Here is a 22,286-nt window from a genome sequence, read left to right as displayed (position 1 = left end):
GACCGCCGTCACTAAGGCTTAGATTATGAAACTCATCGCCATCGGCGCCTTCGCCCTTGCTTCGCTGACCGCCTCGGCCGCCCTGGCCCAGTCGCAGGGCCCGGCCAATCCCGGCCCGGCCATCCCCGGCGTCTGCGTCTACTTCAACCAACGCGTCCTGGCCCAGTCGACCGTCGGCCAGGCCGTGCAGACCCGCATGGAACAGCTGGCCCAGGAAGTTCAGGGCGAGATTCAGCCCTACGCCACCACCATTCAGTCCGAAGCCCAGGCCCTGCAGCAAGGTGCCGCGACCATCCCGGCCGACCAGATGAACCAGCGCCGCCAGCAGCTGCAGCAGCGCATCCAGGAAGCCCAGCAACTGGAAGCCACGCGCGAGAATGAACTGCGCTACACCCTGGCTGAACAGCGCCGCAAGATTTCGGAGGCCATCGAGCCCCTGCTGGTCGCCGTCTATCAGGAGAAGGGCTGCGGCATCATGCTCGACCGTGAGAGCGTCTTCATCATGAACCCGGCCATGGACGTGACCGACACTGTGATCCAGCGCCTGAACGCCCAGCTGCCGACGCTGAGCTTCAACCGCATGCCGGTTCCGGCCCAGCCGCAGTCGTAAGACGGGCCATGCCCGATCCGAGGTTCTTTCAGACCCTGTCGCCCCTGACGGTCGCCGCCCTCGCCGAGCATATCGGCGGGGAGGTGGTCCGGGGCGGCGATGTCGCCATCTCGGCCGTTGCGCCCCTGTCCAGTGCGGACCGGGGCGCGATTGCGTTTTTAGGCGACCGCAAGTTCGCCGCTGCTCTGGCCGAGACGAGGGCCGGTTGCGTGATCGTGCCGTCGTCGGGCGTGGAGGCGGCGCCCGCTGACGCTGCTGTCATCGTGTCGGGCGAGGCTCAGGCCGCTTGGGCGCGGGCCTCGGCCCTGCTGCATCGGCCGGTCCGTCTGGATCGCGCCATCAGCGCCGCCGAGGCCGCCGAGGACGACACTGTGGTGATCGAACCGGGCGTGATCCTGGGCGAGGGCGTCCGCATCGGCCGGGGAAGCCGCATCGGCGCCAACACCGTGATCGGGCCGGGCGTGCAGATCGGTCGCGACTGCCTGATCAGCCCCGGCGTCACCGTCGGCTTCGCCCTGTTGGGCGACCGGGTAAAGCTGCTTGCGGGCGCGCGCATCGGCGAGGCGGGCTTCGGCGCCGCCGGGTCGAAGGCCGGGCCTGTCGACATTCCCCAACTGGGGCGAGTGATCCTGCAGGACGGGGTGACGGTCGGGGCCAACTCCTGCATCGACAGGGGCGCCTATGACGACACCGTCATCGGCGAGAACACCAAGATCGATAATCTGGTCATGATCGGCCACAACTGCGTCATCGGCCGCAATAACCTGATGGCGGCCCACACCGGCATCTCGGGGTCAGTCACCAGCGGCGACAACTGCATCTTCGGCGGCAGGGCGGGCGTGGGCGACCACATCACCATCGGCGAAGGCGCCCGCGTCGCGGCCGGCGGCGGCGTCCTGGCCGATGTTCCGCCGGGCGAGATCTGGTCCGGCTATCCCGCCAAGCCGCTTCGCCAGTTCTTGCGCGAGACGGTATGGCTGTCCAAACAGGCGTCCCAGAAGAAGGGCGCGAAGGAATCGAAAGCATGAGCGAAGACAACAAGATCGACTACGCCGAGGTGATGCGTCGCCTGCCGCACCGCTATCCCTTCCTGCTGGTCGATAAGGCTGAGGACTTCGTGGCGGCGACCTCCATCGTCGGCATCAAGAACGTCACCCACAACGAGCCCTTCTTCCCCGGCCACTTCCCGATCGATCCGGTCATGCCCGGCGTCCTGATCGTCGAGGCCATGGCCCAGACGGGCGCCCTGCTGATGTCCAAGTCGCTGGACGTGGCCGTGGCGGACAAGGTCATCATGTTCATGTCGATCGACGGCGTGCGCTTCCGCAAGCCCGCGCGTCCGGGCGACCAGCTGCGCATGGAGGTCAAGGTGATCAAGGCGCGCGGCGACGCATACAAGTTCCGCGGCGAGACCTTCATCGACGGCAAGCTGGCCGCCGAGGCCGAGTTCATGGCCATGGTCGTGACCGTGGCGGAGCCTGCCCAGTGACCATCCACCCGACCGCCGTGGTGGACGCCTCGGCGACCCTGGCGGACGGGGTCGAGATCGGCCCGTGGTGCACGGTCGGGCCGGGCGTGACCCTGGCCTCGGGCGTGCGTCTGGTCAGCCACGTCGTGATCCAGCAGGATGTGAGCGTCGGCGCGAACACGACCATCCACCCCTTCGCTGTCATCGGCGGCGATCCGCAGCACGGCGGCTACAAGGGCGAGCCGGTGCGGCTGGAGATCGGCGAGAACAACCTGATCCGTGAGCACTGCACCTTCAACCGTGGCACGCCTCAAGGAACGGGCGTGACGCGCGTCGGATCGAACAACCTGTTCATGACCGGCGCCCACGTCGGCCACGACTGCGTGGTCGGCGACAACGTGGTGATGGCCAACAACGCCACCCTGGGCGGCCACGCCCAGATCGGCGACAAGGTCTTCCTGGGCGGCCTGTGCGCCGTGCACCAGAACGGCCGGGTCGGGCAGGGCGCCATCGTCGGCGGTCTGGCCGCCGTGACGCGCGACGTCATTCCCTACGGCTCGGCCTGGGGCAACCACGCCAGCCTGCACGGCCTCAATCTGATCGGGCTGAAGCGCAAGGGCTACGGCAAGGACGCGGTGCGCCGCCTGCTGGCCGCCTATCGTGATCTGTTCGAGGGCGACGGCGTCTTCGCCGAGCGGTTGGATCGGGTCGAGCAGGCCTATGCCGACCTGCCCGAGATCATGGAGATCGTCGCCTTCATCCGTGACGGCGGCAAACGCCCGCTGTGCCTGCCGGGCGCGGAATGACGACCGCGCCCAAGCTGGCCCTGATCGCGGGTTCTGGCGATCTGCCCATCCGCGTCGCCCAGCGCTGCGAGGCGGAGGGGCGCGAGGTCTTCATCATCCGCCTGAAGGGCTTCGCCGACGCCCACCTGCACCGCTGGCCGGGGCAGGACTTCGGCATGGCCGAGATCGGCAAGATCCTGAAGGCCATGCGCGCCGAGGGGTGCCGGGCCGTCTGTCTGGCGGGCTATGTCAACCGGCCGGATTTCAAGACCTTAAAGCCTGATCTTAAGGGGCGTCCCTGCTGCCCGGCATCATCGCGGCGGCGTCCAAGGGCGACGACGCCCTGCTGCGCAAGATTCTGTCGGTGTTCGAGGATGAAGGCTTCGCCGTCGAGGGCGCGGACGACCTCCTAGGCGGCGAGATGCTGACGGCGGGCGCTTTGGGCCGTGTGGGGCCGACGGCGGAGCAGCTTCAGGACCTGAAGAAGGCGCTGCACGTCGCTGAAAAATCAGGCGAACTGGACATCGGTCAGGGCGCGGTCGTCTGCGACGGCCTGGTGCTGGCGGTCGAGGCGCAGGAAGGCACGGACGAGATGCTGCGGCGCGTGGCGCATCTGCCCGCCGACCTGCGCGGCTCGCCGGGTTTCGCGCGGGGCGCGTTGGGCAAGGCGCCCAAGCCGATCCAGGATCTCCGCGTCGACATGCCGGTGATCGGGCCGACCACGGTCGAACTGGCCGCCGCCGCGGGCCTGGCGGGGATCGGCGGGTTTGAGGGACGGCTGATCGTCATCGACCATGAGGGCTTGGTCGAAGCGGCCGATCGTCTGGGCCTGTTCGTCTGGGGCGTTGAGCGATGAGCCGTCCTCTGAAAGTGATGCTCGTGGCGGCCGAGGCTTCCGGCGACGCTCTGGGCGCCGGGCTGGCGCGGGCGCTGAAGACGCGGCTGGGCGACCACGTGGTCTTCGTCGGCGTGGGCGGCCCCAAGATGGCGGCCGAGGGCGTCGTCAGCCCCTTCGATATCGCCGAACTGTCGATCCTGGGCTGGATCGAAGGGCTGAAGGCTTATGGCCGGGTCAAGAAGCGCGTGGCCGAGACGGCGGCCCTGGCGGCGGCTGAAAAGCCCGACGCCGTGGTGCTGATCGATAGCTGGGGCTTCACCATCCGCGTGGCCCAGGCGATCCGCGCCGCCTCGCCGAAGACGCCGCTGATCAAATACGTCGGGCCGCAGGTGTGGGCCTCGCGACCGGGCCGGGCCAAGACGCTGGCCGGGGCGGTGGATCACCTGCTGGCCCTCTATGCGCTCGACGCGCCCTGGTTCGAGAAGGCGGGCTTGCCGACGACCGTTGTCGGCTCGCAGGCGCTGCACGTCGATATGGCGGGTGCCGACGGCGCCCGTTTCCGCGCGGCGCGGGGCATTGCGGCGGATGCGCCGCTGCTGCTGGTCCTGCCGGGCAGCCGACCCAGCGAGATCACGCGCATGACGCCCGTCTATGAAGACGCGGCTAAGCGTCTGAAGGCCGAGATCCCGGGGTTGGAGGTCGCCGTCGTCGCGGCGGGCACTGTCGCCGCCGATGTGGCGGGCTGCGTCGCCGCCTGGCCGTTCCGCGCCCATGTCGTGCAGGAAGCCGACAAGTACGACGCGATGAAGGCTGCGAACGCCGCCCTGGCCACCAGCGGCACGGTCTCGACCGAACTAGCCCTGGCGGGCGCGCCCATGGTCATCGCCTACAAGATCGACGGGCTGAGCTACGCTCTGATGAAACGGCTGGTGACGGCCAAACACATCACCCTATTCAACATCGCCGCCGATGAGGCCATCGCGCCGGAGTTCATCCAGCATGAGGCGACGCCGCAGGCCCTGGCCAAGGCGGTCGGGCGGTTGCTGACCGATCCCGAGGCGGCGGCCGATCAGGCGCGTCGTCAGACCGAGGCGCTGAACCTGATGGGACGCGGCGGGCCGGACCCGTCGGAACTGGCGGCCGATGCCGTGCTGCGGGTGATCGCGACGAAGGCGGGCTGATCCCTTACTCCCCGCTCATCCCGGCGGAGGCCGGGATCCAGTAAGAACCACGCGCGCGGTTCCTGGCCGATTGTGCGGGCGTCACCGTGGCTAGGCCTGTGACTGTGGCCAAAGCACTGGGTCCCGGCGTCCGCCGGGATGAGCGGTTTTTGAGGACTTAGGCCAGCAAGGCTCGAGTCGCGGTTTCCACGTCGGCCTGACGCATCAGGCTTTCGCCAACCAGCAGGGCGCGGGCGCCGGCCTTGGTGACGCGCGCTACGTCCTGCGGTGTGAACAGTCCGCTTTCGGCGACCAGCAGCGCGCCGGCCGGGCTCATCGCCGCCAGTTGCTCCGTCGTCGCCAGATCGACCTCGAAGGTCCGCAGCGAGCGGTTGTTGACGCCGATCAAGGCGTCGTCGCGGCCCTCGACCAGTTGGGCGGCGCGCGCCATCTCATCCGCGTCGTGGGTCTCGATCAGGGCGTCCATGCCCCAGCGGGTCGCCTCGGCCAGCAACTCGGCGGCCAGGGCGTCGTCCACCATGTCCATGATGATCAGGATGCAGTCGGCGCCCAGCGCCCGGCTCTCGGCCACCTGCCACGGATCGACCAGAAAGTCCTTGCGCAGGCAGGGCAGGGCCACCGCCGCGCGCGCGGCGGTCAGATAGGCGTCGTCGCCCTGGAAGCTCGGCCCATCGGTCAGCACGGACAGGCAGGCGGCGCCGCCGCGCTCATAGGCCTGCGCCAGGACGGGCGGGTCGAAGTCGGCGCGGATCAACCCCTTGGACGGGCTGGCCTTCTTGATCTCGGCGATCAGGGCCGGGCGGCCGGTTTCGGCGAACCGGCGGGCCAGGGCGGCGCGGAAGCCGCGTGGCGCCGAGGCTTCACGGGCGCGGGCCTCAACGGCGTCCTGCGAAACGGCGGCCTTGCGGGCGGCGACATCCTCGCGCTTGTAGGCGGCGATGCGGTCCAGAACGTCGCTCATCAGGCGTCCTCGTCTTCGATCGGCGCGTGGGAGACGCGCACCAGTTCAGCCAGGGCGGCGGCGGCGCGGCCGTCATCGATGACGGCGGCGGCCAGTTCGGCGCCGGATTTCAGGTCTTCGGCCCGCCCGGCCACGACCAGGGCGGCGGCGGCGTTCAGTAGGACGATGTCGCGATAGGGGCCGCGCTCGCCTGCCAGCAGGGCGGTCAGGGCCGCCGCGTTATGCTCGGCGTCGCCGCCGCGCAGGTCGTCCAGCGTGGCCAGCGGCAGTCCGGCGTCGGCGGGCGTGACGGTGAAGCGGCGCACGGCGCCGTCCTTCCATTCCGCCACCTCGGTCGGACCCGTGGTGGTCAGCTCGTCCAGACCCTGGCCGTTGACGGTCCAGGCTCGCTTGGCGCCCAGGCGGCCCAGAACCTCGGCCAGCGGCTCCAGCAGGGCGGGGTCATAGACGCCCATGACCTGATGCGTGGCGCCTGCCGGATTGCACAGCGGACCCAGGAGGTTGAACACGGTGCGGAAGCCGATCTCGCCGCGCACCGGCCCGACGTGACGCATGGCGCCATGATAGGTCGGTGCGAACAGGAAGGCGACGCCGGCCCGGTCCAGCGCCCGCGCCTGCTGGGCGGGCGTGGCGTCCAGATTGACGCCCAGGGCGGCCAGAACGTCGGACGAGCCGGACTTGGAGCTGACGGCGCGGTTACCGTGCTTGGCGACCTTCAGGCCCGCGCCCGCCAGCACGAAGGCGGCCGCCGTCGAGACATTGTAGGTGTGCTGGCCGTCGCCGCCGGTGCCGCAGGTGTCGATCACCTGATCGAACGGGTGGTTCAGCGACAGGGCGGCCTCGCGCATGGCGCTGGCGAAGGCGACGATCTCGTCCACCGTCTCGCCGCGGATGCGCAGGGCGGTGACGGCGGCGGTGACCTGGGACGGGGTCGGTTCGCCGCGCAGGCAGGCGGCGAAGAAGGCCTTGGCCTCGTCCAGGGTCAGAACCTGGCCGTCGACCAGCTTGGCCAGCAGGGGCTTTATGGTGTCCATCACACGCTCGCCAGATTCTTCAGGCTGGAATGGCGCTTGACGCCCGCCAGGTCCAGGAAGTTGGCGATCATCTCGTGGCCGTGTTCGGTGGCGATGGATTCCGGGTGGAACTGGACGCCGTGGATGGGGCGCGTGCGGTGCGACAGGCCCATGATCTCGCCGTCCTCGGTCCAGGCGGTGACCTCCAGCGCGTCGGGCAGGGTCTCGCGTCGCACGGCCAGGGAGTGGTAGCGCGTCGCCGTGAAGGGCGAGGGCAGGCCGCCGAAGACGCCGCGTCCTTCATGCAGGATGGGCGAGGTCTTGCCGTGCATCAGGGTCTTGGCGCGCACCACCTCGCCGCCAAAGGCCTGGCCGATCGACTGATGGCCCAGGCAGACGCCGAGGATGGGCATGGTCTCGGCGGCGGTCTCGATCAGCGACAGGCAGATGCCCGCCTGATCGGGGGCGCAGGGACCGGGCGACAGCAGGACGGCCTCGGGCTGCAGGGCCCATGCCTCTTCGACCGTCAGGTCGTCGTTGCGGACGACATGCGTCTGGGCGCCCAGCTCTGCGAGGTAGTGGACGAGGTTATAGGTGAAGCTGTCGTAGTTATCGACGACGAGGATCATGGCGAAGGCTTCTTGAAGACGGGGAGGCAGGGCGGCCCAAGCATGGAAGGCAAACGGGCCGATTGAAAGCGGACGTTAAGCTGTCCGGGCGATACAGGAGCATCGCCATCGGAAGAAATCCGTCTTGACCCCTGTAGAATGCATCCGTGACGCCCGCGCCCTGTTGAACGAGGCGCCGAGCGAGCCACCCAAGCCGCTGCGCCTGCTGGCGGCGGCCGCCTTCGCCGCGACGACGGCGGTTCTGTTGGCCGGAACCATGGTCGTGGGCCCCGGCGTATCGTTTGACCAGGCTGCCACGGTTTCCAATCCTTAGCCGTCAGAACCCTGGCCGCGCGTGGTCGCGGTGAATCGCCACGCGTCCTCGGCCGCCTTCATCGGCGCGCGGGCTTTCGCCAGCGTTTCAGCATATTCGGCGGCCGGATCGCTGTCGGCGACAACGCCCGCGCCGGCCTGAACGAAGATCTGGCCCTTGGCGAACATTGCGGTGCGCAGGACGATGCAGATGTCCGCCTCGCCATTGGTCGAGATGTAGCCGACGCCGCCGCCGTAACCGACGCCGCGCTTTTCGCTTTCAAGCTCGTCGATGACCTCCATGGCCCGCACCTTGGGCGCGCCCGATAGGGTGCCGGCGGGCAGGGCGGCCAGAAGGGTGTCCACCGCGTCCAGCTTCGGATCGGCGGCGCCGATCACGTTGGAGACGATGTGCATGACCTGGCTGTAGCGCTCGACCACGAAGCTTTCCGTGACCTCGACCGAGCCGGGCGAGGAAACGCGGCCCACGTCGTTGCGGCCCAGGTCCAGCAGCATCAGGTGCTCGGCCCGCTCCTTGGGGTCGGCCAGCAGTTCGGCCTCCAGGGCTTGATCCAGTTCGGGCGTGGCGCCGCGCGGACGCGTGCCCGCCAGCGGACGGATGGTGACCCGCCCGTCTTTCAGTCGGACCAGGATTTCCGGGCTGGAGCCTGCCAGCTGGAAATCCACATAGTCGAGGAAGAACAGATAGGGCGACGGGTTGCCGCGACGCAGCGACCGGTAGAAGGCGAACGGGTCCTGGCTCCAGGGCGCCGAGAAACGGTGCGCCAGCACGACCTGGAAGATGTCGCCCGCGGCGATGTAGTCCTTGGCCCGCGCCACCATGCGGCCGAAGGCGGCCTCATCGACGGGGAGTGGAAGTCGGGCGCCGCAACGGGCTCGACCTCGCGCTGGATCGGCAGGGGGCCGCGCAGGCGGTCCTCGAAATCCTCCAGCCGGGCCTCGGCGGCGGCGTAGGCCTGAGCCGGGTCCGTCACCGTGTCGGGATAGGCGGCGGCGATCAGGACGATCTCGTGCTTCACCGAATCGAAGATGGCGACCAGCGCCGGGCGCGCCATGACCGCGTCGGACAGATCCAGCGGGTCCGGGTTGGCCGGGCCCAGCGGCTCCAGCAGGCGCACCATGTCATAGCCGAACACGCCGAACAGACCGGCGGCCATGGGGGGCAGGTCAGCGGGCAGCTCGAACTTCGTCGCCGCGATCAGGGCGCGCAGGGAGTCCAGCGCGGGCCGGTCTTCCGGCGTGAAGGTTTCCGTCAGGACGTCGGCGCCGCGCGCGATCTCGGCCTTGCCGTCCCGACAGCGCCAGACCACGTCGGGCGACAGGGTGACGAAGGAATAGCGGCCGTTGACGGCGCCGCCTTCGACGGACTCGAACAGGCTGGCGTAGCGCCGCCCGTGCCCGACCTTCAGGAAGGCCGAGACGGGTGTTTCAAGATCATCGACCAGACGGCGGACCAGAACCTGGGGGCGGCCCGCCGTCAGGCCGGCGATGAAGGCGTCGCGGTCTTGCAGCATTACTTCTTGGCGGGAGCGGCCGGGGCCGCCGCCGGAGCGGCGGGGGCTTCGACGCCCAGGGCCTGAAGGGCCAGGGCCGGGTCATTGCGCGACTTGGTGCGTGCGGCGGCGGCGGCGATGGTGCGGTCAGCCATCGTGTTGGCCAGTTCCTCGGTCAGGCGCGCCCGGGCTTGTTCAGCCAGCGGCGCCGCCTGCGCCGGATCAGCGGCGTGGATGGCGTCGACACGGCCGACGACGAAGCTGTCCTGGGCCTGCTGACCCGAGAACACCTGGCCCTTGGACTGACCGAACAGACCGCGCAGCACGCCGTCGCCGACCTGAGCCTGCGACTCGCGGCTTTGCTGGACGGCGGTGCGGACCGTCAACTGGGCGCCGGCGTCGGCGGCGACCTTGGCGATGTCTTCACCGGCGCGGATGCGACCGGCCAGCTCTTCAGCCTTGGCCGACAGCAGGCGGGCGTTCTCACGCATCGTCCATTGCTGGCCCAGAGGCGCGCGCACTTCGTCCAGCGTCGGCAGGGCCGACGGGCGGATCTCGTCCAGACGGACTGCGAAATACTGGCCGTCACCGGCGTCGATGACGTCGCTTTCGCCGCCCTTGGACAGGGCGTAGGCGCTTTCCAGAACTTGACGCGGGGCGTTCATCGGCTGGCCGTCCGGCAGTTGGCCCTGTTCGGTGAAGGGCGGCAGCTGGATGACGCGGGCCTTGGCGGCGGTCGCGGCGTCGGCCAGGTTCTTGCCTTCCTGACGCGCCTTCTCGAACTGTTCGACCTTGGCGTAGGTCGCGGCCTTCACCGCTTCGGCCTGAAGCTCCTGAACCACGGCGGCGCGGGCGCTCTCCAGCGACACGGCCTGGCCAGCCTGGATCGCGGCGACCTTGGCGACCGTAAAGCCCAGACGGCCCTGGATGGGCGCCGACACCTGATCGGCGGCCAGGGCGAAGACGGCGGCGCCGACGGCGGGGTCGCCCACGGCGGCCTGCGGCGTGGCCTTGTAGTCGCCCAGTTGAATGTTGTTGGCCTTGGCCACCTCGGCCGGAGCCTTGCCGGCGCGCAGGTCGGCGGCGATCTTGTCGGCGGCTTCCTTGGTCGGGACCGTCAGGGTCACGAAGGTGCGCTTCTCCGGTTCGGCCAGGGCGGCCTTGCGGAACTCATAACGCTCCTTGATTTGCTCTTCGGTGATCGCCGGGCGGGCGTCGTTCGGGCCCGGCGAGAACAGGACCAGCGAGATCATGCGAAACTCGGGGCTGCGCAGGCGCGCCTCGTTTTCCTTCATGAAGGCGGTCAGCTGGGCGTCGGTCGGCGCGCCGGCGCGGCCCGCCATGGCTTGAGTGACCGAGAACCAGCGGCCGTCGCGCGTTTCCAGCGCCTGGCCCGCCAGCAGGGCGGCGTAGACGCGCGGCGCCTGCAGGCCAGCGAAGACGGCGGAGCCGACGTGGGCGGTGACATACTGGTCGCGCAGGTCGTCTTCCAGCATTTCGGACGTCAGGTTCTGCTGGGCCAGGGCCTGGGCGTACAGGTCTTTGTCGAACTGGCCCGTGATCTGGTTGAAGAAGGCGGGAATCTTGCGGATCTGGGCCAGGATCAGTTCCTTGCCCGGACGGATGCCGGCCTTATAGGCCCAGTCCAGGAAGCCCAGTCGCTGGGTCTGGCTGTCGAGATACTGCTGGTGCAGGTTCTCCTTGACCATGTCGTCATAGCTGACGGGACGGCCGGCCTGTTCCTGAAGATTGGCGCGCACGCGCTCGAAGTCGGCGCGGAACTGCCCCGAATCCACGCTGCGGTCGCCGGCGCTGATGATGTGACGCGGCCCCAGGTTGGCGAAGATGTCGGATTGGGCGCCGACCACCAGGAAGCTGAGGATGATCAGGGCGAACAGGCCTGCGGCCCATTTCGACTTGGCGAAGTTTCGGAAGTACGTGATCATCGAAAAGAACCTGACGAGGGCCGGCGTCAAAGGGGCGCCAAGGGTCGCGTATAGGGGGTGCGGGGCCGCCGCCGCAAGTGAGGCCTGACGACATCTTGGCTTCTGTCGCGCTCGCCACTAGACAAGCCGCATGACACAATCTGTGAAGCTGGTCGCCGGCAACTGGAAAATGAACGGTCTGGGCGCGAGCCTGGCCGAGGCTGAAACTCTTGCAAAGGCGCTGAATGAGCAGGCTGCGGCCTGCCGCGTGGCCTTGTGCCCGCCGGCCACCCTGATCGACCGGATGGCGCAGGCGCTGAAGGGCAGCGTCGTCGAGATCGGCGGGCAGGACTGCCACGCCGAGGCGTCGGGCGCCTACACCGGTTCGGTCTCGGCCGAGATGGTTCGCGAGGCGGGCGCCGGTCTGGTGATTCTCGGCCACTCGGAACGTCGCGCCGGGTTCGGCGAGACGGACGCCGATGTCGCCGCCAAGGTCGAGGCCGCCCTGGCCGCTGGTCTGGAGCCCATCATCTGCATCGGCGAGACGCTTCAGGAGCGCGAAGCCGGGCAGGCGGTCGAGGTCGTCAGCCGTCAGGTCGCCGGTTCGCTGCCGGCCTCGCTGGCGGGCAAGGCTTTTGCAGTCGCCTATGAGCCGGTCTGGGCCATCGGCACCGGCCTGACGCCGACGCTGGAGCAGATCGAAGAGGTCCACGCCGCCGTCCGCGCCGCCATGATCGCCAAGCTGGGGAGGGCGGCCGCGCCGCGCCGATCCTGTACGGCGGCTCGGTCAAGCCGTCGAACGCCAAGGAGATCCTGGCCGTGGCCGAGGTCGGCGGCGCCCTGGTCGGCGGCGCCTCGCTGAAGGCCGAAGACTTCCTGGGCATCATCCGGGCGGCCTGAGCGCGCGGACCGTTTGCTCGAAACCCTCAACGGTGTTAGAGGCCGCCGCTTGATCGGCGCGTTTCTGCGCCCACATGAATGACGCCATGCTCCAGACCATTCTGCTCGTCGCGATGATCATCATCTCGGTCTCTCTTTCGGCCGTGATCCTGCTGCAACGTTCCGAGGGCGGCGCCCTGGGCATGGGCGGCGGGCCGTCGGGCTTCATGACGGCGCGTGGCGCGGGCAACCTTCTGACCCGGGTGACGTCGATTTTGGCCGTGGCCTTCTTCGTCTGCGCCATCGGCCTGACGATCGCAGGCAACTATGCGCGCGGGTCGCAGTCGGTGATCGACGCCGACGCCGTCGGCTCCATCGCCCTGGATCAACCTGAGCAGACGGCCCCGGCGCCCGAAGCCGCTCCGGCGACCCCGGCCGCTCCGGCCGCCCCGTCGCTCGACGATCTGGAAGCCAGCCTGCCCGCCGGCCAGGGCGCGCCCGCCCAGTAAAGGCGTCGCCGCCATCGAGTTTGGGGAAGCGCGCCGCGAGGCGCGCTTTCTTCTTTGATCAACAGTTGGATTTGTTCAGAGCCGCTCTCCGCTCAGGACGAATCATGGAGTAAGGTGTCCGCCCATGGCTCGCTATGTGTTCATCACCGGCGGCGTGGTTTCCTCTCTTGGAAAAGGCCTCGCTTCCGCCGCTCTCGGCGCTCTTCTGCAGGCGCGCGGCTACAAGGTCCGCCTGCGTAAGCTGGACCCTTATCTCAACGTCGATCCGGGCACGATGAGCCCTTATCAGCACGGCGAGGTCTTCGTGACCGACGACGGCGCCGAGACGGACCTCGACCTGGGCCACTATGAGCGCTTCACCGGCGTCTCGGCGGCCAAGTCGGACAACATCACGACCGGCCGCATCTATCAGACGATCATCGAGAAAGAGCGTCGCGGCGATTATCTGGGCGCGACCGTCCAGGTGATTCCGCACGTCACCGACCAGATCAAGCAGTTCTGCCTCAACCCGGCCAAGACCGACGCGGGCGAGGATGTGGACTTCGTTCTGGTCGAAATCGGCGGCACGGTCGGCGACATCGAGGGTCTGCCCTTCTTCGAAGCCATCCGTCAGCTGGAGCAGGACCTGCCGCGCGGCCAGTCGTGCTTCGTCCACCTGACCCTGCTGCCCTTCATCAAGACCGCCGGCGAGATGAAGACCAAGCCGACGCAGCACTCGGTCAAGGAGCTCCGCTCCATCGGCATCCAGCCCGACATCCTGCTGTGCCGCTGCGAGGCGCCGATTCCGGCCGATGAAAAGCGCAAGATCGCCCAGTTCTGCAACGTTCGTCCCGACAGCGTCATTCAGGCGATGGACTCGGCCGACATCTACGCCGTGCCGCTGGACTATCACCGCGAGGGTCTGGACACCCAGGTGCTGGCCCACTTCGGCATGGACGACGCCCCGGCGCCCGAACTGTCTGGCTGGAACGAGATCGTGCGTCGCCGTCTGCACCCGGACGGCGAAGTCACCATCGCCGTGGTCGGCAAATACACTGTCCTGAAGGACGCCTATAAGTCGCTGATCGAGGCGCTGCAGCACGGCGGCGTCGCCAACAACGCCAAGGTCAATATCGACTGGATCGAAGCCGATACCTTCGAGGGCGATCCGCAGGCCTGCGCCGAACGTCTGGAAGGCGCCCACGCCATTTTGGTGCCGGGCGGCTTCGGGGAGCGCGGCGCGGAGGGCAAGATCGAGGCGGCGCGCTATGCTCGCGAGCGCAAGATTCCTATTTCGGCATCTGCTTCGGCATGCAGATGGCGGTGATCGAGGCGGCGCGGAACCTGGCGGGCTTCCCCAAGGCGACCTCGACTGAGTTCGGCCCCGCGGACGAACCCGTCGTCGGCCTGATGACCGAGTGGGTTCAGGGCAATGAGCGCGTCAAGCGCGAGCAGGGCGGGGACCTGGGCGGCACCATGCGCCTGGGCGCTTACGCTTCGACCCTGGCGCCGGGCTCCAAGATCGCCGAGATCTACGGCCAGACCGATATCAATGAGCGCCACCGTCACCGTTATGAGGTGAACATCAACTACCGCGAGGCGGTGGAGGAGAAGGGCGGTCTGTTCTTCGCCGGCATGTCGCCCGACGGCGTCCTGCCTGAAACGGTCGAGCGTCGGGATCACCCTGGTTCATCGGCGTGCAGTACCACCCCGAGTATCGCAGCCGCCCCTTCGCCCCGCACCCGCTGTTCGCCAGCTTCATCGCGGCGGCCCTGGTGCAGAGCCGGCTGGTCTGATCACAGACGATTGTAGCGGTGTTATCCGGTTTTCGTGTCAACCTGTCGTTAACGATCTGGAACGACGCCCATGGCCGGAAACATTCTCTACTTCCTGCATCGCCACTTTCGTGCGGTGTTCGCGATCAGCGTCACGCTGGGCGTGGTGCTGGCTTTTGCGATGGCGCGCACGATGTTGCGTCTGATCGGCGGGATCTAGGAAGCGGCGATCAGGAGAGCCTGGTTAGGGCGTCGCCTTTGTGGGCTGCGGCATGGTCTGTCTTGTCGCTGGCGATTTCGTATTGGGGCGTGTCGTGTGATGCACGTCGTCTGTGCCCTTTGTAATCAAAGTCCTGGCGATGGATGCGGATGATTTTACCGCTCACTCGGCCGGCTTCTGAATTCCAGCTGACATGATCGCCGATTGAGAAATCCGCCATTATCTCCCTGCCTCCAGAGGTCATAGAAGACGCCGTTGTCCGATGATCATCTTGAACATGTCGTCGAGCGCCGAAAGCAGATATCCACCAAATCCAGTCATGCTCAGTGAACCCGTCAACGCCATGTGGGTTGCGGCGGATAGAGGTCACGATGGCGGGAGCTTCTGGGCGCGGGGTCTGCCCTAAAGCGACAGACCAGCTGAGGCTGCGCGCTGAGTACGGCGCACGGTGATGAGTTTCTATTAGTTTCCAGACAGGAGTTTGCAGGGATGTTGCTGAAGGATCGGGTGGCGATCGTAACGGGTTCGGGCGGGGGTCTGGGCCGCTGTCACGCGCTGTATCTGGCCTCGCAGGGCGCGCGGGTCGTGGTCAATGATCTGGCCGAGGCGGCGGCGCAGGGCGTGGTCGATGAGATCGTCGGGGCGGGCGGCCAGGCGATGGCGGCGGCGGGGTCGGTGACCGACGTGGACGCGGTCCAGGCGATGGTCGATGCGGCGATGCAGGCGTGGGGCCGCATCGACATCCTGGTCAACAACGCCGGCATCCTGCGCGACAAGAGCTTCGCCAAGATGACGATGGACGACTTCCGACTGGTGGTGGACGTGCACCTGATGGGCGCCGCCATCTGCTCCAAGGCGGTGTGGGAGATCATGCGCGCCCAGACCTACGGCCGCATCGTCATGACCACCTCGTCGTCGGGCCTGTACGGCAACTTCGGCCAGGCCAACTACGGCGCGGCCAAGCTGGCCCAGGTCGGGCTGATGCAGACCCTGGCTATCGAGGGCGCCAAATACGACATCAAGGTCAACGCCCTCGCCCCGACGGCGGCGACGCAGATGACGGCGGGCATCCTGTCCGAAGAGGTGCTGAAGGCGCTGGACCCGGCGCTGGTCAGCCCCGGCTTGCTGGCCCTGGTCAGCGAGGACGCTCCGACGCGCGCCATCCTGTGCGCCGGCGCCGGCCACTTCGCCACGGCCAACATCACCCTGACGCAGGGCGTGCGCATCGGCGGGGCCGAGGACGCCGGCGAACAGCTGATCGCGCGTTGGGCCGAGGCGGCTGACCGCACCGGCGAGACGGTCCCCTCCTTCGGCTTCCAGCAGGCGGCCCAGGAAATGGCCTCGGCGGGCGTGGAAGGCCCGGTGACGGCGTGAAGCGGGCCTAGAAGCTGTCGTTGCTCATGGCGCCGGTCAGGTCGCTGGCTGATATGGCGGCGGCCAGCCACGGGCCGACCTTGGGAAGCTCGAACTCGAAGAAGTAGAGGCAGGCGGTCAGCTTGCCTGCGTGGAAGGCGTCGGCGGGCGCCTGGCTGGCCGCCCTGGCCTGATCCAGCCACAGCCAGGCCATGACGACATGGCCGAACGCGCGCAGGAAGGCGGTCGCATTGTCCATGCGGATCGCTTCGGGCAGGTTCTGGATCGCCCGCAAAGCGCGCAGGATATCCTGCCAGGCGGCGCGCAGGGCGTCGGCGGCGGCGGCCAGATCGGCGTTCTGTGCGGCCTGGTCACAGGTCTCGCCCAGGCGGCGTTCCAGCACCGCAAGCCCGGCGCCGTCGGCGCGCAGGATCTTGCGGCCCAGCAGGTCGAGCCCCTGAATGCCGGTCGTGCCTTCGTGGATCGGGTTCAGCCGGTTGTCGCGATAGAGCTGCTCCACGTCGAAGTCCCGCGTGTAGCCGTATCCGCCGTGAATCTGGATGGCGATGTCGTTGGCGGCGAGGCCGTATTCCGACGGCCAGGTCTTGGCCACCGGGGTCAGCAGGCCCAGCAGGGCGGCGGCGTCCGGATCGTCGTGCTGATCGACCAGTTTGGCGCAATACAGGCACAGGGCCAGCGCGCCTTCGGCATAGGCTTTCTGCGTCAGCAGCATATGGCGAACGTCGGGGTGTTCGATGATGGCGACCGAACCGGCGTGGCCCGGCCGCTGGCCCTGCAGCCGCTCCTGCGCATAGGCAAGCGCATGGCGATAGCCGCGATAGCCCAAGGCGGCGGCGCCCAGCCCCACGCCGATGCGCGCCTCGTTCATCATTAGGAACATCTGTTGCAGGCCGCGTCCCGGCTCGCCGATGCGCCAGCCGATCGCGCCTTCACCCTCGCCGAAGTTGAGCAGGCAGTTGGCCGTGCCGCGATAGCCCATCTTGTGATTGAGGCCCGCCACGCTGATGTCGTTGCGCTGACCGTCCGGAAGCACCTTGGGCACGATGAAGAGCGACAGGCCCTTGGTGCCGTCCGGCAGGGCGCCGTCGTCCAGCGGGATCTTGGCGAGCACCAGATGGACGATGTTGTCGCTGATGTCCTGGTCGCCGCCCGAGATCCACATCTTGTTGCCCGACAGGCGATAGCGGGCGCCCAGTTCGTCCTCGCCGTCGGCCACGGCCCGGGTGCGCACGTCCGCCAGGTTCGAGCCGGCCTGAGGCTCCGACAGGCACATGGTGCCGAACCACCGGCCCGCGATCTGGGGCAGGGCGAAGGCCTCGACCTGAGCCGGCGTGCCGAACTCGGCGATCAGGCGCGCATTGGCCGTCGTCAGCATCGCATAGGCCGCCGTGGCGATATTGGCCGCGCCGAAGAAGGCGAACGACGCCGAACAGGCGAGATAGGGCAGGCCCAGCCCGCCCAACTGCTCGCTGAACCCGGCCGAGAACAGGCCGAGTTCGGCATACTGCTTCAGAGCGGTTTTGATCGCAGGCAGGGTGATCACCCGCCCATCCTCCAGCCGAGGCTCGGCCGCATCAGCCGCCTTGTAGTGAGGCAGGAACAGATCGACAGCCAGCGATTCGGACAGGTCCAGCACCGCGTCGATGCTTTCGCGACTGTGATCGGCGAAGGCCGGCGCCTGGAACAGCTTCTCCATCTTCAGCCAGTCATTCAGCATGAAATCCAGGTCGCGACGGACGATCAGCGGATGGGTCATGCGGTCAGGGCTCCGGGGCGACGGTCGTGGCGGTCCGGCACGACTAATCCCCGCGTTGGCGGCTTGATCGATGCCTGATAGCCGATGGTTGGATTGTTGGACAAAGACAGGCGGCAAATCAACTGCAGCGCCTGAAGGCTGTTCACCGGGCGTTGGAGGAAGAGATTCTCAGCGGCCGCATCCCGACGGGACCGCCTTGGCCGTCGGAAAGGGCTGGTGGGCTAGGGAAACCTTAGGGCGCGCCTTGATCGAAATGCCCGGGCAGGTTGGCCGACCTGCCCGGGCCGCCGCTTAGAACGTGCGGCTCAGTTTGATGAAAGCCGTCCGTCCTGCGAAGTCATAGGACGACACCAGCGGTGCGTTTCCAAACACGGAGTACCAAGAGGTCGCCGAGATTTCGGGCGGATTGACGTTGAAGACGTTTCGAACGCCAAAGGTCGCCGTCCATTCATGGGCGCGAACCTGGGCTGAGAGATGATGCAAGAAATAGTTGGGCGTCCGCAGGTTGTAGATCGACGTCGCCGGGTCGAGCTTTCGACGTTCGTAGCCGCTCATCTCGCCCACCCATTCGGTACCCCAGCGAACAAGCCAGTTGTCCACGCTATAGGCTAGGTCGGCCGTGCCGCTGTAACGGGGGACCCGATATCGCCGGCGCTATTGATTGCGGGTTCGTCGTCGAACAGCATCTGTTCCTGAGTGGGCGTGTAGCTCACGGCCACGTTGAGGGCGACCTGGCCGGGGCCGACGTCGTTTCGATAGCGCAGATTGTAGTCCAGACCCTTGACGACATCCGTGGCTATATTGACGTAGGAGTCGATGACACGCAGATATCCGGTTTGCTGGTCGCGACTGATCAGACGGCAGAGCCCCGTCCGTGCTTTGAACTCGTCCGGCGTTGATGCGTAGCAGTCGGTCATGATGTTGGCCGAGCCGAGGCGAGAGACGCCATTATTGACTTCGATCTCGTAGTAATCGACCGCCACAGCCAGATCGCCCCAGCCTTGCTTAAGGCGCGGCGTGAAGACTGCGCCCAAGGAGAGATTGCTGCTGGTTTCAGCGGATAGGCCAGTGGCGGCGCCGCCACGCTGAATGACGGTGATGCTGCCTTTTTGTGTGAAACCGGGCGCCAGGCCTTCCGAAGCGCAGTTCGCCTTGATGTAGGCGTCCTTGCTCTCGAAATTGTTGCACGGGTCCAAAAGAGCGTTGCCGAAACTGGAGGTGTCGCCGACGTATTGTTCATAAAGGGCCGGCGCGCGATACGAGGTTCCGTAGGATGCGCGGAAGTTCAGCCAGTCGTTCGTCTTCCAGAAGAGGCCCAATTTGTAGGTCGTGTCGTCTCCGTACGAATCGTAATCGGTGTACCGGTAAGACGCGGTCAGGTTCAGGTCCTGAACCATCGGCAAGTCTTTAAGCAGGGGAACGTCAATCTCACCGAAGGCCTCAATCACAGAATCATCGCCTTTGGTGATGCCTGCGGATGTATAGTTGAGGATATCGGAGGCGCGCGACGCTTCAGACGGAGTGTCTAACAGCGAGGCATGACGGTATTCGGCGCCGAAATACGCCATCACCTGTCCGGCCGGCAAGGTCCAGAGCGGTCCATCGAATCCGGCGGCCAGGACGGTTTCTTCATACTTCGTCTTGCCGATGTCCACCGGGGAGACATAAGCGAAGAAGTCGGCCGGAACCTTGCCTTTCAGAAGGGCTGCCGAGAGGGCGGGCGCGGCGACGCAGCCCGGGTTTTTGGCGAGTTCGCGACAGACGAACCGGCCGTCGGGACCCACCACTACGTCAAGCGCTTCTGACAGTCGGCTCTTCAAATACTGCGGCTGGCGATATTCGGCGTCGGATCGGGCGAAGCTGAGATAGGCATCATACCGCCAGCCGTCCATGCGCGTGATGTCGCCCTTCAGGCCGACGACGTGACGCTGGAAGTCCACCGTCTGGTGCGCTGTATTCTGTTCAAGAGTGAACGCCTTGACCGCGACGTCCTTGCCCTTGCTCATGCCTTCGTCGGCGCCGTAGCGGCTCCAAGACAGGCTGTTTGGAAGCAGGGGGCTGCCTACCGCATAGTCGGGGTTAAATTGCCGCGTGCCGGTTTGGTATGACTCGCGACGCGAATACATGGTCTCTAGATAAAGTTCAGCGTCGCCCAGGGCGTTGAGGCCGTAGCCGCCTTCGGCGTAGAGGTTGAGGGTCTTGGTCGGCGAAATCAGAGAGCGGTTCAGCATCCGGTCGTCGAATGAATCGCGCACGTCGAGGTTGACCCCCGTGCCGCCCACGCCTTCCCATCCGACAAACCCGGTATCAACGGCCGAGTTTGGGCGCCAGCGGTTGAACTGGGTTCCCACGGCTCCGGGGCGCCGACGCCTGTACGCGTGCCTGTGCCGATCAGATTAATCGAGGCCCCTGAGCCGTTCGTCGGAAAGCATTTGGCCTTCCCTGTGTTCGGGTCGATGTAATCGAGGCTGGCCCCTGTCTGCGGATTGCGCTGCATAAGGCGGTTGCAGAGGGTGAAGTCGCGATCCCTCAACGTCATTTCATTTCGTTCGAAATAATCAGCCGCCCCGCTCAATCGCCAGTTCGCGCCGCGCAAACCCCCTACGACGGACAGGCGGCTGCTCATGCCGGCCCCATCTGCGTCCATAGGGACATTGGCCGTGGCTTCGACGGACAAGCCTTCAAAGTTCTTGCGGGTCTGCAGATTGATGACCCCTGCGACGGCGTCCGAGCCGTAAACGGACGATGCCCCGTCCCGCAGGACTTCGACGCGTTCGATCATGGCGCTGGGCAGGACGTTGAGGTCAGCCGCCCCTACCGAGCCGCGCGTGCCTGCGGGAGAGACGCGTCGGCCGTTGAGCAGCACCAAGGTGCGAGTGGGGCTCATGCCGCGTAGGCCGATGGTGTTCACCCCGGCGCCGCCGTTGACGGTGAAGCCGGCTCGCGAATTGTCCGTCTGGGTCGCGCCTCCGGTAATGGCGGTGCCTTGGAGAACTTCGGCCGTCGAGGCGTAGCCCTGAAGCGTCGCATCCTCGCGGGTCACGACTTGAACCGGCGAGGGGAGTTATAAACGTCGCGGCGGATGCGCGAGCCGACGACGACCACGTCCTCGACGTTGGTGGCCTGGGTCTGATCGGCATCCGCCAGGGCGGGGGCGCCGGACATCGTCAGGGCCAGGGCCGAACCGGCCATTAGGAATGACTTTTGGTACTGCATGGGTTTCTCGATCTGGTCGCTTGCGCGACGCATGGTTGACGCCTGCGTTTCAGAAGAAGCGCAGATCGAGAACGCTATTTTGCAAATAAATTACTTCAACACCAATTGTCATTAGCGAGTTCAATTCGAACTAGTGATGCAAAATAGCATCTTCATGCGTAATATTACATTATTTAGGCATGATTCTGTCTTATCATTACTTGGAGTAAGGGCCGCTCTTCAGCGGCCCATCCCTCCTGTGCAGGGCGCGGCGGGGGTGAAGCCGTCGATCTGGGCCTGAACCTGCTTGTCCAGGGCGCGGTAGCCGTCCTGGTTCACGGTGACGCCCGCGACGGCGACGCCCTTGGCCGGGCTGTAGTAGGCGACGGTGCCCCAGAAGCCGGAGTGCCAATAGGCCTGGGCCCGTCCCTCGCCGTAGGCCATCAGCCCCATGCGGTAGTGGTCGCCGCCGGGGTGGGCGCCGGGCCGGGTCATCTCGGCCAGGGTCTCGGGCCGGGCGAAGACGCGGCCCTCGAACAGGGCGGCCATGAAGCGGGCCATGTCGCGCGCCGACATCACCAGGCCGCCGCCGCCGTACAGGTCCATGGAGGCGTCGATGCCGGTGGCCTCGCGTTCGCCCAGAAACTGGCGGGCGCGGTCCGGCGCGGTCTCCGGCGGCGGCTCCATGATCTCCCACCAGGTCGAGGCCAGGCCCAGGCGGTCCAGGCCCAGCTGGTCGCGCACGGCGACGGCCAGTGACTGTCCGGTGATCCGCTCGATCATGTCGCCCAGCAGGATGTAGCCGGTGTCGGAATAGAGGAATTTCTCGCCAGGCGCGCCTTGCGGCCCGGCGTAACTCATCGACAACCGCACCAGGTCCTCGCGCGACCAGCGCCGTTCGGGATCGCCGAACAGGGTCTGGGTGAAGCGCGGGTCCGAGCCGTGGTCATAAAGGCCTGCGCTGTGGGTCAGCAGATGGCGCACCGTGATCCGGCCGGTGTCATAGCCGCGCGCCCGCAACAGGGCGTCCAACTGGGGGTCGATCAGGCCCGCGATCGGCGCTTCCAGGTCCAGCAGCTCCTGCTCCCACAGGCGCAGGGCCGTAGCGGCGGTGAAGGTCTTGGTGTTGCTGGCGATGCGCAGAGGGGTGTCGACCGTCATCGGGCGACCGGCGTCCGCGTCGGCCAGGCCGACGGCGGCGCCCCGGCCCTGGGGCAGGCAGCGCCCCTCCAGATGGACGGCGGAGGAGCGGGGCAGGGCGGCGACGGCCGCCTGCAGCTCCGCCTCGGCGGGCGAGGCGGTCAGCAGGGTCGCGGCGGCGAGGACGGCCAGGCTCATGCGAACCCCGCTTGCGCAGCAGGGCCGCCGGATCGGCGTCGCGACC

Annotated in this window: 20 protein-coding genes and 4 pseudogenes; 12 read left to right on the top strand and 12 right to left on the bottom strand. The window is 67.1% G+C overall.

The features are described from left to right. Window positions 1-25: 25 nt before the first annotated feature. The 6 genes and pseudogenes from V8F63_RS13820 (at window position 26) to lpxB (ending at window position 4,882) form a co-directional block, all read left to right on the top strand. On the top strand, window positions 26-610 hold the full coding sequence (locus tag V8F63_RS13820; protein WP_303683061.1) for an OmpH family outer membrane protein: 585 nt from the start codon (window positions 26-28) through the stop codon (window positions 608-610). 8 nt (window positions 611-618) lie between these two features. Beyond that, window positions 619-1,638 (top strand): UDP-3-O-(3-hydroxymyristoyl)glucosamine N-acyltransferase, encoded by a 1,020-nt coding sequence (gene lpxD, locus V8F63_RS13815; RefSeq protein ID WP_392353704.1) that lies wholly within the window; start codon window positions 619-621, stop codon window positions 1,636-1,638. Further along, entirely contained in the window at window positions 1,635-2,099 is a 465-nt protein-coding gene (gene fabZ / locus V8F63_RS13810) for a 3-hydroxyacyl-ACP dehydratase FabZ (RefSeq protein ID WP_121483203.1), read from the top strand. Before lpxD ends, fabZ begins: the two co-directional genes overlap by 4 nt. Then, window positions 2,096-2,884, top strand: coding sequence for an acyl-ACP--UDP-N-acetylglucosamine O-acyltransferase (gene lpxA, locus V8F63_RS13805; RefSeq protein ID WP_392353701.1), 789 nt, complete (start codon window positions 2,096-2,098; stop codon window positions 2,882-2,884). Before fabZ ends, lpxA begins: the two co-directional genes overlap by 4 nt. Next, window positions 2,881-3,719 (top strand): annotated as a pseudogene (gene lpxI / locus V8F63_RS13800) (UDP-2,3-diacylglucosamine diphosphatase LpxI). The gene lpxA and the pseudogene lpxI overlap by 4 nt, the downstream one beginning before the upstream one ends. Next, complete coding sequence (gene lpxB, locus V8F63_RS13795) at window positions 3,716-4,882, top strand: lipid-A-disaccharide synthase (protein ID WP_392353700.1); 1,167 nt, start codon at window positions 3,716-3,718, stop codon at window positions 4,880-4,882. Before lpxI ends, lpxB begins: the two are co-directional and overlap by 4 nt. A 157-nt stretch (window positions 4,883-5,039) precedes the next feature. On the opposite strand, the gene trpC is transcribed toward lpxB, so the two are convergent. From trpC to V8F63_RS13780, 3 genes are read right to left on the bottom strand one after another with little or no spacing between them, the layout of a single operon-like run. Then, complete coding sequence (trpC, locus tag V8F63_RS13790; protein ID WP_392353698.1) at window positions 5,040-5,843, bottom strand: indole-3-glycerol phosphate synthase TrpC; 804 nt, start codon at window positions 5,841-5,843, stop codon at window positions 5,040-5,042. Next, a complete protein-coding gene (gene trpD / locus V8F63_RS13785; RefSeq protein WP_392353696.1) occupies window positions 5,843-6,880 on the bottom strand; it encodes an anthranilate phosphoribosyltransferase in 1,038 nt (345 codons plus the stop codon). Before trpD ends, trpC begins: the two co-directional genes overlap by 1 nt. After that, window positions 6,877-7,485 carry an aminodeoxychorismate/anthranilate synthase component II gene (locus tag V8F63_RS13780; protein ID WP_392353694.1) on the bottom strand — a complete coding sequence of 203 codons (609 nt, stop codon included), beginning with the start codon at window positions 7,483-7,485 and terminating at the stop codon, window positions 6,877-6,879. The genes trpD and V8F63_RS13780 overlap by 4 nt, the downstream gene beginning before the upstream one ends. A 124-nt stretch (window positions 7,486-7,609) precedes the next feature. On the opposite strand from V8F63_RS13780, the gene V8F63_RS13775 reads away from it, so the two are divergent. Further along, window positions 7,610-7,798 (top strand): hypothetical protein, encoded by a 189-nt coding sequence (locus V8F63_RS13775; protein WP_134581078.1) that lies wholly within the window; start codon window positions 7,610-7,612, stop codon window positions 7,796-7,798. Here V8F63_RS13775 and trpE read toward each other — a convergent pair. Next, window positions 7,795-9,311 (bottom strand): annotated as a pseudogene (gene trpE / locus V8F63_RS13770) (anthranilate synthase component I). The gene V8F63_RS13775 and the pseudogene trpE overlap by 4 nt on opposite strands. After that, the gene (locus V8F63_RS13765; RefSeq protein ID WP_312445385.1) at window positions 9,311-11,236 is read right to left on the bottom strand and encodes a peptidylprolyl isomerase; all 1,926 of its coding nucleotides are present in this window, start codon (window positions 11,234-11,236) and stop codon (window positions 9,311-9,313) included. Before V8F63_RS13765 ends, trpE begins: the two are co-directional and overlap by 1 nt. Before the next feature lie 130 nt (window positions 11,237-11,366). On the opposite strand from V8F63_RS13765, the pseudogene tpiA reads away from it, so the two are divergent. The 4 genes and pseudogenes from tpiA to V8F63_RS13745 all read left to right on the top strand — a co-directional run bounded on the left by tpiA (window position 11,367) and on the right by V8F63_RS13745 (window position 14,577). Then, window positions 11,367-12,115: pseudogene (gene tpiA, locus V8F63_RS13760) on the top strand (triose-phosphate isomerase). Window positions 12,116-12,189: 74 nt separating this feature from the next. After that, a complete protein-coding gene (secG, locus tag V8F63_RS13755; RefSeq protein ID WP_392353693.1) occupies window positions 12,190-12,603 on the top strand; it encodes a preprotein translocase subunit SecG in 414 nt (137 codons plus the stop codon). 124 nt (window positions 12,604-12,727) lie between these two features. Beyond that, window positions 12,728-14,378 (top strand): annotated as a pseudogene (locus tag V8F63_RS13750) (CTP synthase). A gap of 70 nt (window positions 14,379-14,448) precedes the next feature. Next, window positions 14,449-14,577, top strand: coding sequence for a hypothetical protein (locus V8F63_RS13745; protein ID WP_268750902.1), 129 nt, complete (start codon window positions 14,449-14,451; stop codon window positions 14,575-14,577). A 10-nt stretch (window positions 14,578-14,587) separates the two neighbouring features. On the opposite strand, the gene V8F63_RS13740 is transcribed toward V8F63_RS13745, so the two are convergent. Beyond that, window positions 14,588-14,797: a DUF2945 domain-containing protein gene (locus tag V8F63_RS13740; RefSeq protein ID WP_392353690.1), complete on the bottom strand. Its 210-nt coding sequence runs from the start codon at window positions 14,795-14,797 to the stop codon at window positions 14,588-14,590. A gap of 269 nt (window positions 14,798-15,066) precedes the next feature. Here V8F63_RS13740 and V8F63_RS13735 point away from each other — a divergent pair, with 269 nt between their 5' ends. Further along, window positions 15,067-15,951 (top strand): SDR family NAD(P)-dependent oxidoreductase, encoded by an 885-nt coding sequence (locus V8F63_RS13735; protein ID WP_303683074.1) that lies wholly within the window; start codon window positions 15,067-15,069, stop codon window positions 15,949-15,951. 7 nt (window positions 15,952-15,958) lie between these two features. Here V8F63_RS13735 and V8F63_RS13730 read toward each other — a convergent pair whose 3' ends face one another. The 6 genes from V8F63_RS13730 to V8F63_RS13705 form a co-directional block, all read right to left on the bottom strand. Further along, window positions 15,959-17,707 (bottom strand): acyl-CoA dehydrogenase, encoded by a 1,749-nt coding sequence (locus tag V8F63_RS13730; protein WP_392353688.1) that lies wholly within the window; start codon window positions 17,705-17,707, stop codon window positions 15,959-15,961. Window positions 17,708-17,998: 291 nt separating this feature from the next. After that, complete coding sequence (locus V8F63_RS13725; RefSeq protein ID WP_392353686.1) at window positions 17,999-18,307, bottom strand: hypothetical protein; 309 nt, start codon at window positions 18,305-18,307, stop codon at window positions 17,999-18,001. Between the two features lie 8 nt (window positions 18,308-18,315). Continuing rightward, window positions 18,316-19,989: a TonB-dependent receptor gene (locus tag V8F63_RS13720; protein ID WP_392353684.1), complete on the bottom strand. Its 1,674-nt coding sequence runs from the start codon at window positions 19,987-19,989 to the stop codon at window positions 18,316-18,318. Continuing rightward, window positions 19,932-20,750: a TonB-dependent receptor plug domain-containing protein gene (locus V8F63_RS13715; RefSeq protein ID WP_392353683.1), complete on the bottom strand. Its 819-nt coding sequence runs from the start codon at window positions 20,748-20,750 to the stop codon at window positions 19,932-19,934. Before V8F63_RS13715 ends, V8F63_RS13720 begins: the two co-directional genes overlap by 58 nt. Further along, window positions 20,747-20,956 (bottom strand): hypothetical protein, encoded by a 210-nt coding sequence (locus V8F63_RS13710; RefSeq protein WP_392353681.1) that lies wholly within the window; start codon window positions 20,954-20,956, stop codon window positions 20,747-20,749. Before V8F63_RS13710 ends, V8F63_RS13715 begins: the two co-directional genes overlap by 4 nt. A 186-nt stretch (window positions 20,957-21,142) precedes the next feature. Beyond that, the gene (locus V8F63_RS13705) at window positions 21,143-22,240 is read right to left on the bottom strand and encodes a serine hydrolase domain-containing protein (protein ID WP_392353679.1); all 1,098 of its coding nucleotides are present in this window, start codon (window positions 22,238-22,240) and stop codon (window positions 21,143-21,145) included. Window positions 22,241-22,286 lie beyond the last annotated feature (46 nt).

The organism is Brevundimonas sp. LF-1 (genome assembly GCF_037055305.1).
Taxonomy (GTDB): domain Bacteria; phylum Pseudomonadota; class Alphaproteobacteria; order Caulobacterales; family Caulobacteraceae; genus Brevundimonas; species Brevundimonas sanguinis.
Note: the sequence above shows the minus strand (reverse complement) of the source record. Positions and strands in the feature narration are given on the sequence as shown.

Coding starts and splice junctions, on each gene's coding strand:
- V8F63_RS13740 (WP_392353690.1), bottom strand. CDS start 14,797: ATGGCGGATTTCTCAATCGGCGATCATGTCAGCTGGAATTCAGAAGCC.
- V8F63_RS13730 (WP_392353688.1), bottom strand. CDS start 17,707: ATGACCCATCCGCTGATCGTCCGTCGCGACCTGGATTTCATGCTGAAT.
- fabZ (WP_121483203.1), top strand. CDS start 1,635: ATGAGCGAAGACAACAAGATCGACTACGCCGAGGTGATGCGTCGCCTG.
- V8F63_RS13705 (WP_392353679.1), bottom strand. CDS start 22,240: ATGAGCCTGGCCGTCCTCGCCGCCGCGACCCTGCTGACCGCCTCGCCC.
- V8F63_RS13710 (WP_392353681.1), bottom strand. CDS start 20,956: ATGCGTCGCGCAAGCGACCAGATCGAGAAACCCATGCAGTACCAAAAG.
- trpC (WP_392353698.1), bottom strand. CDS start 5,843: ATGAGCGACGTTCTGGACCGCATCGCCGCCTACAAGCGCGAGGATGTC.
- V8F63_RS13765 (WP_312445385.1), bottom strand. CDS start 11,236: ATGATCACGTACTTCCGAAACTTCGCCAAGTCGAAATGGGCCGCAGGC.
- lpxD (WP_392353704.1), top strand. CDS start 619: ATGCCCGATCCGAGGTTCTTTCAGACCCTGTCGCCCCTGACGGTCGCC.
- V8F63_RS13735 (WP_303683074.1), top strand. CDS start 15,067: ATGTTGCTGAAGGATCGGGTGGCGATCGTAACGGGTTCGGGCGGGGGT.
- V8F63_RS13745 (WP_268750902.1), top strand. CDS start 14,449: ATGGCCGGAAACATTCTCTACTTCCTGCATCGCCACTTTCGTGCGGTG.
- secG (WP_392353693.1), top strand. CDS start 12,190: ATGAATGACGCCATGCTCCAGACCATTCTGCTCGTCGCGATGATCATC.
- V8F63_RS13820 (WP_303683061.1), top strand. CDS start 26: ATGAAACTCATCGCCATCGGCGCCTTCGCCCTTGCTTCGCTGACCGCC.
- lpxB (WP_392353700.1), top strand. CDS start 3,716: ATGAGCCGTCCTCTGAAAGTGATGCTCGTGGCGGCCGAGGCTTCCGGC.
- V8F63_RS13780 (WP_392353694.1), bottom strand. CDS start 7,485: ATGATCCTCGTCGTCGATAACTACGACAGCTTCACCTATAACCTCGTC.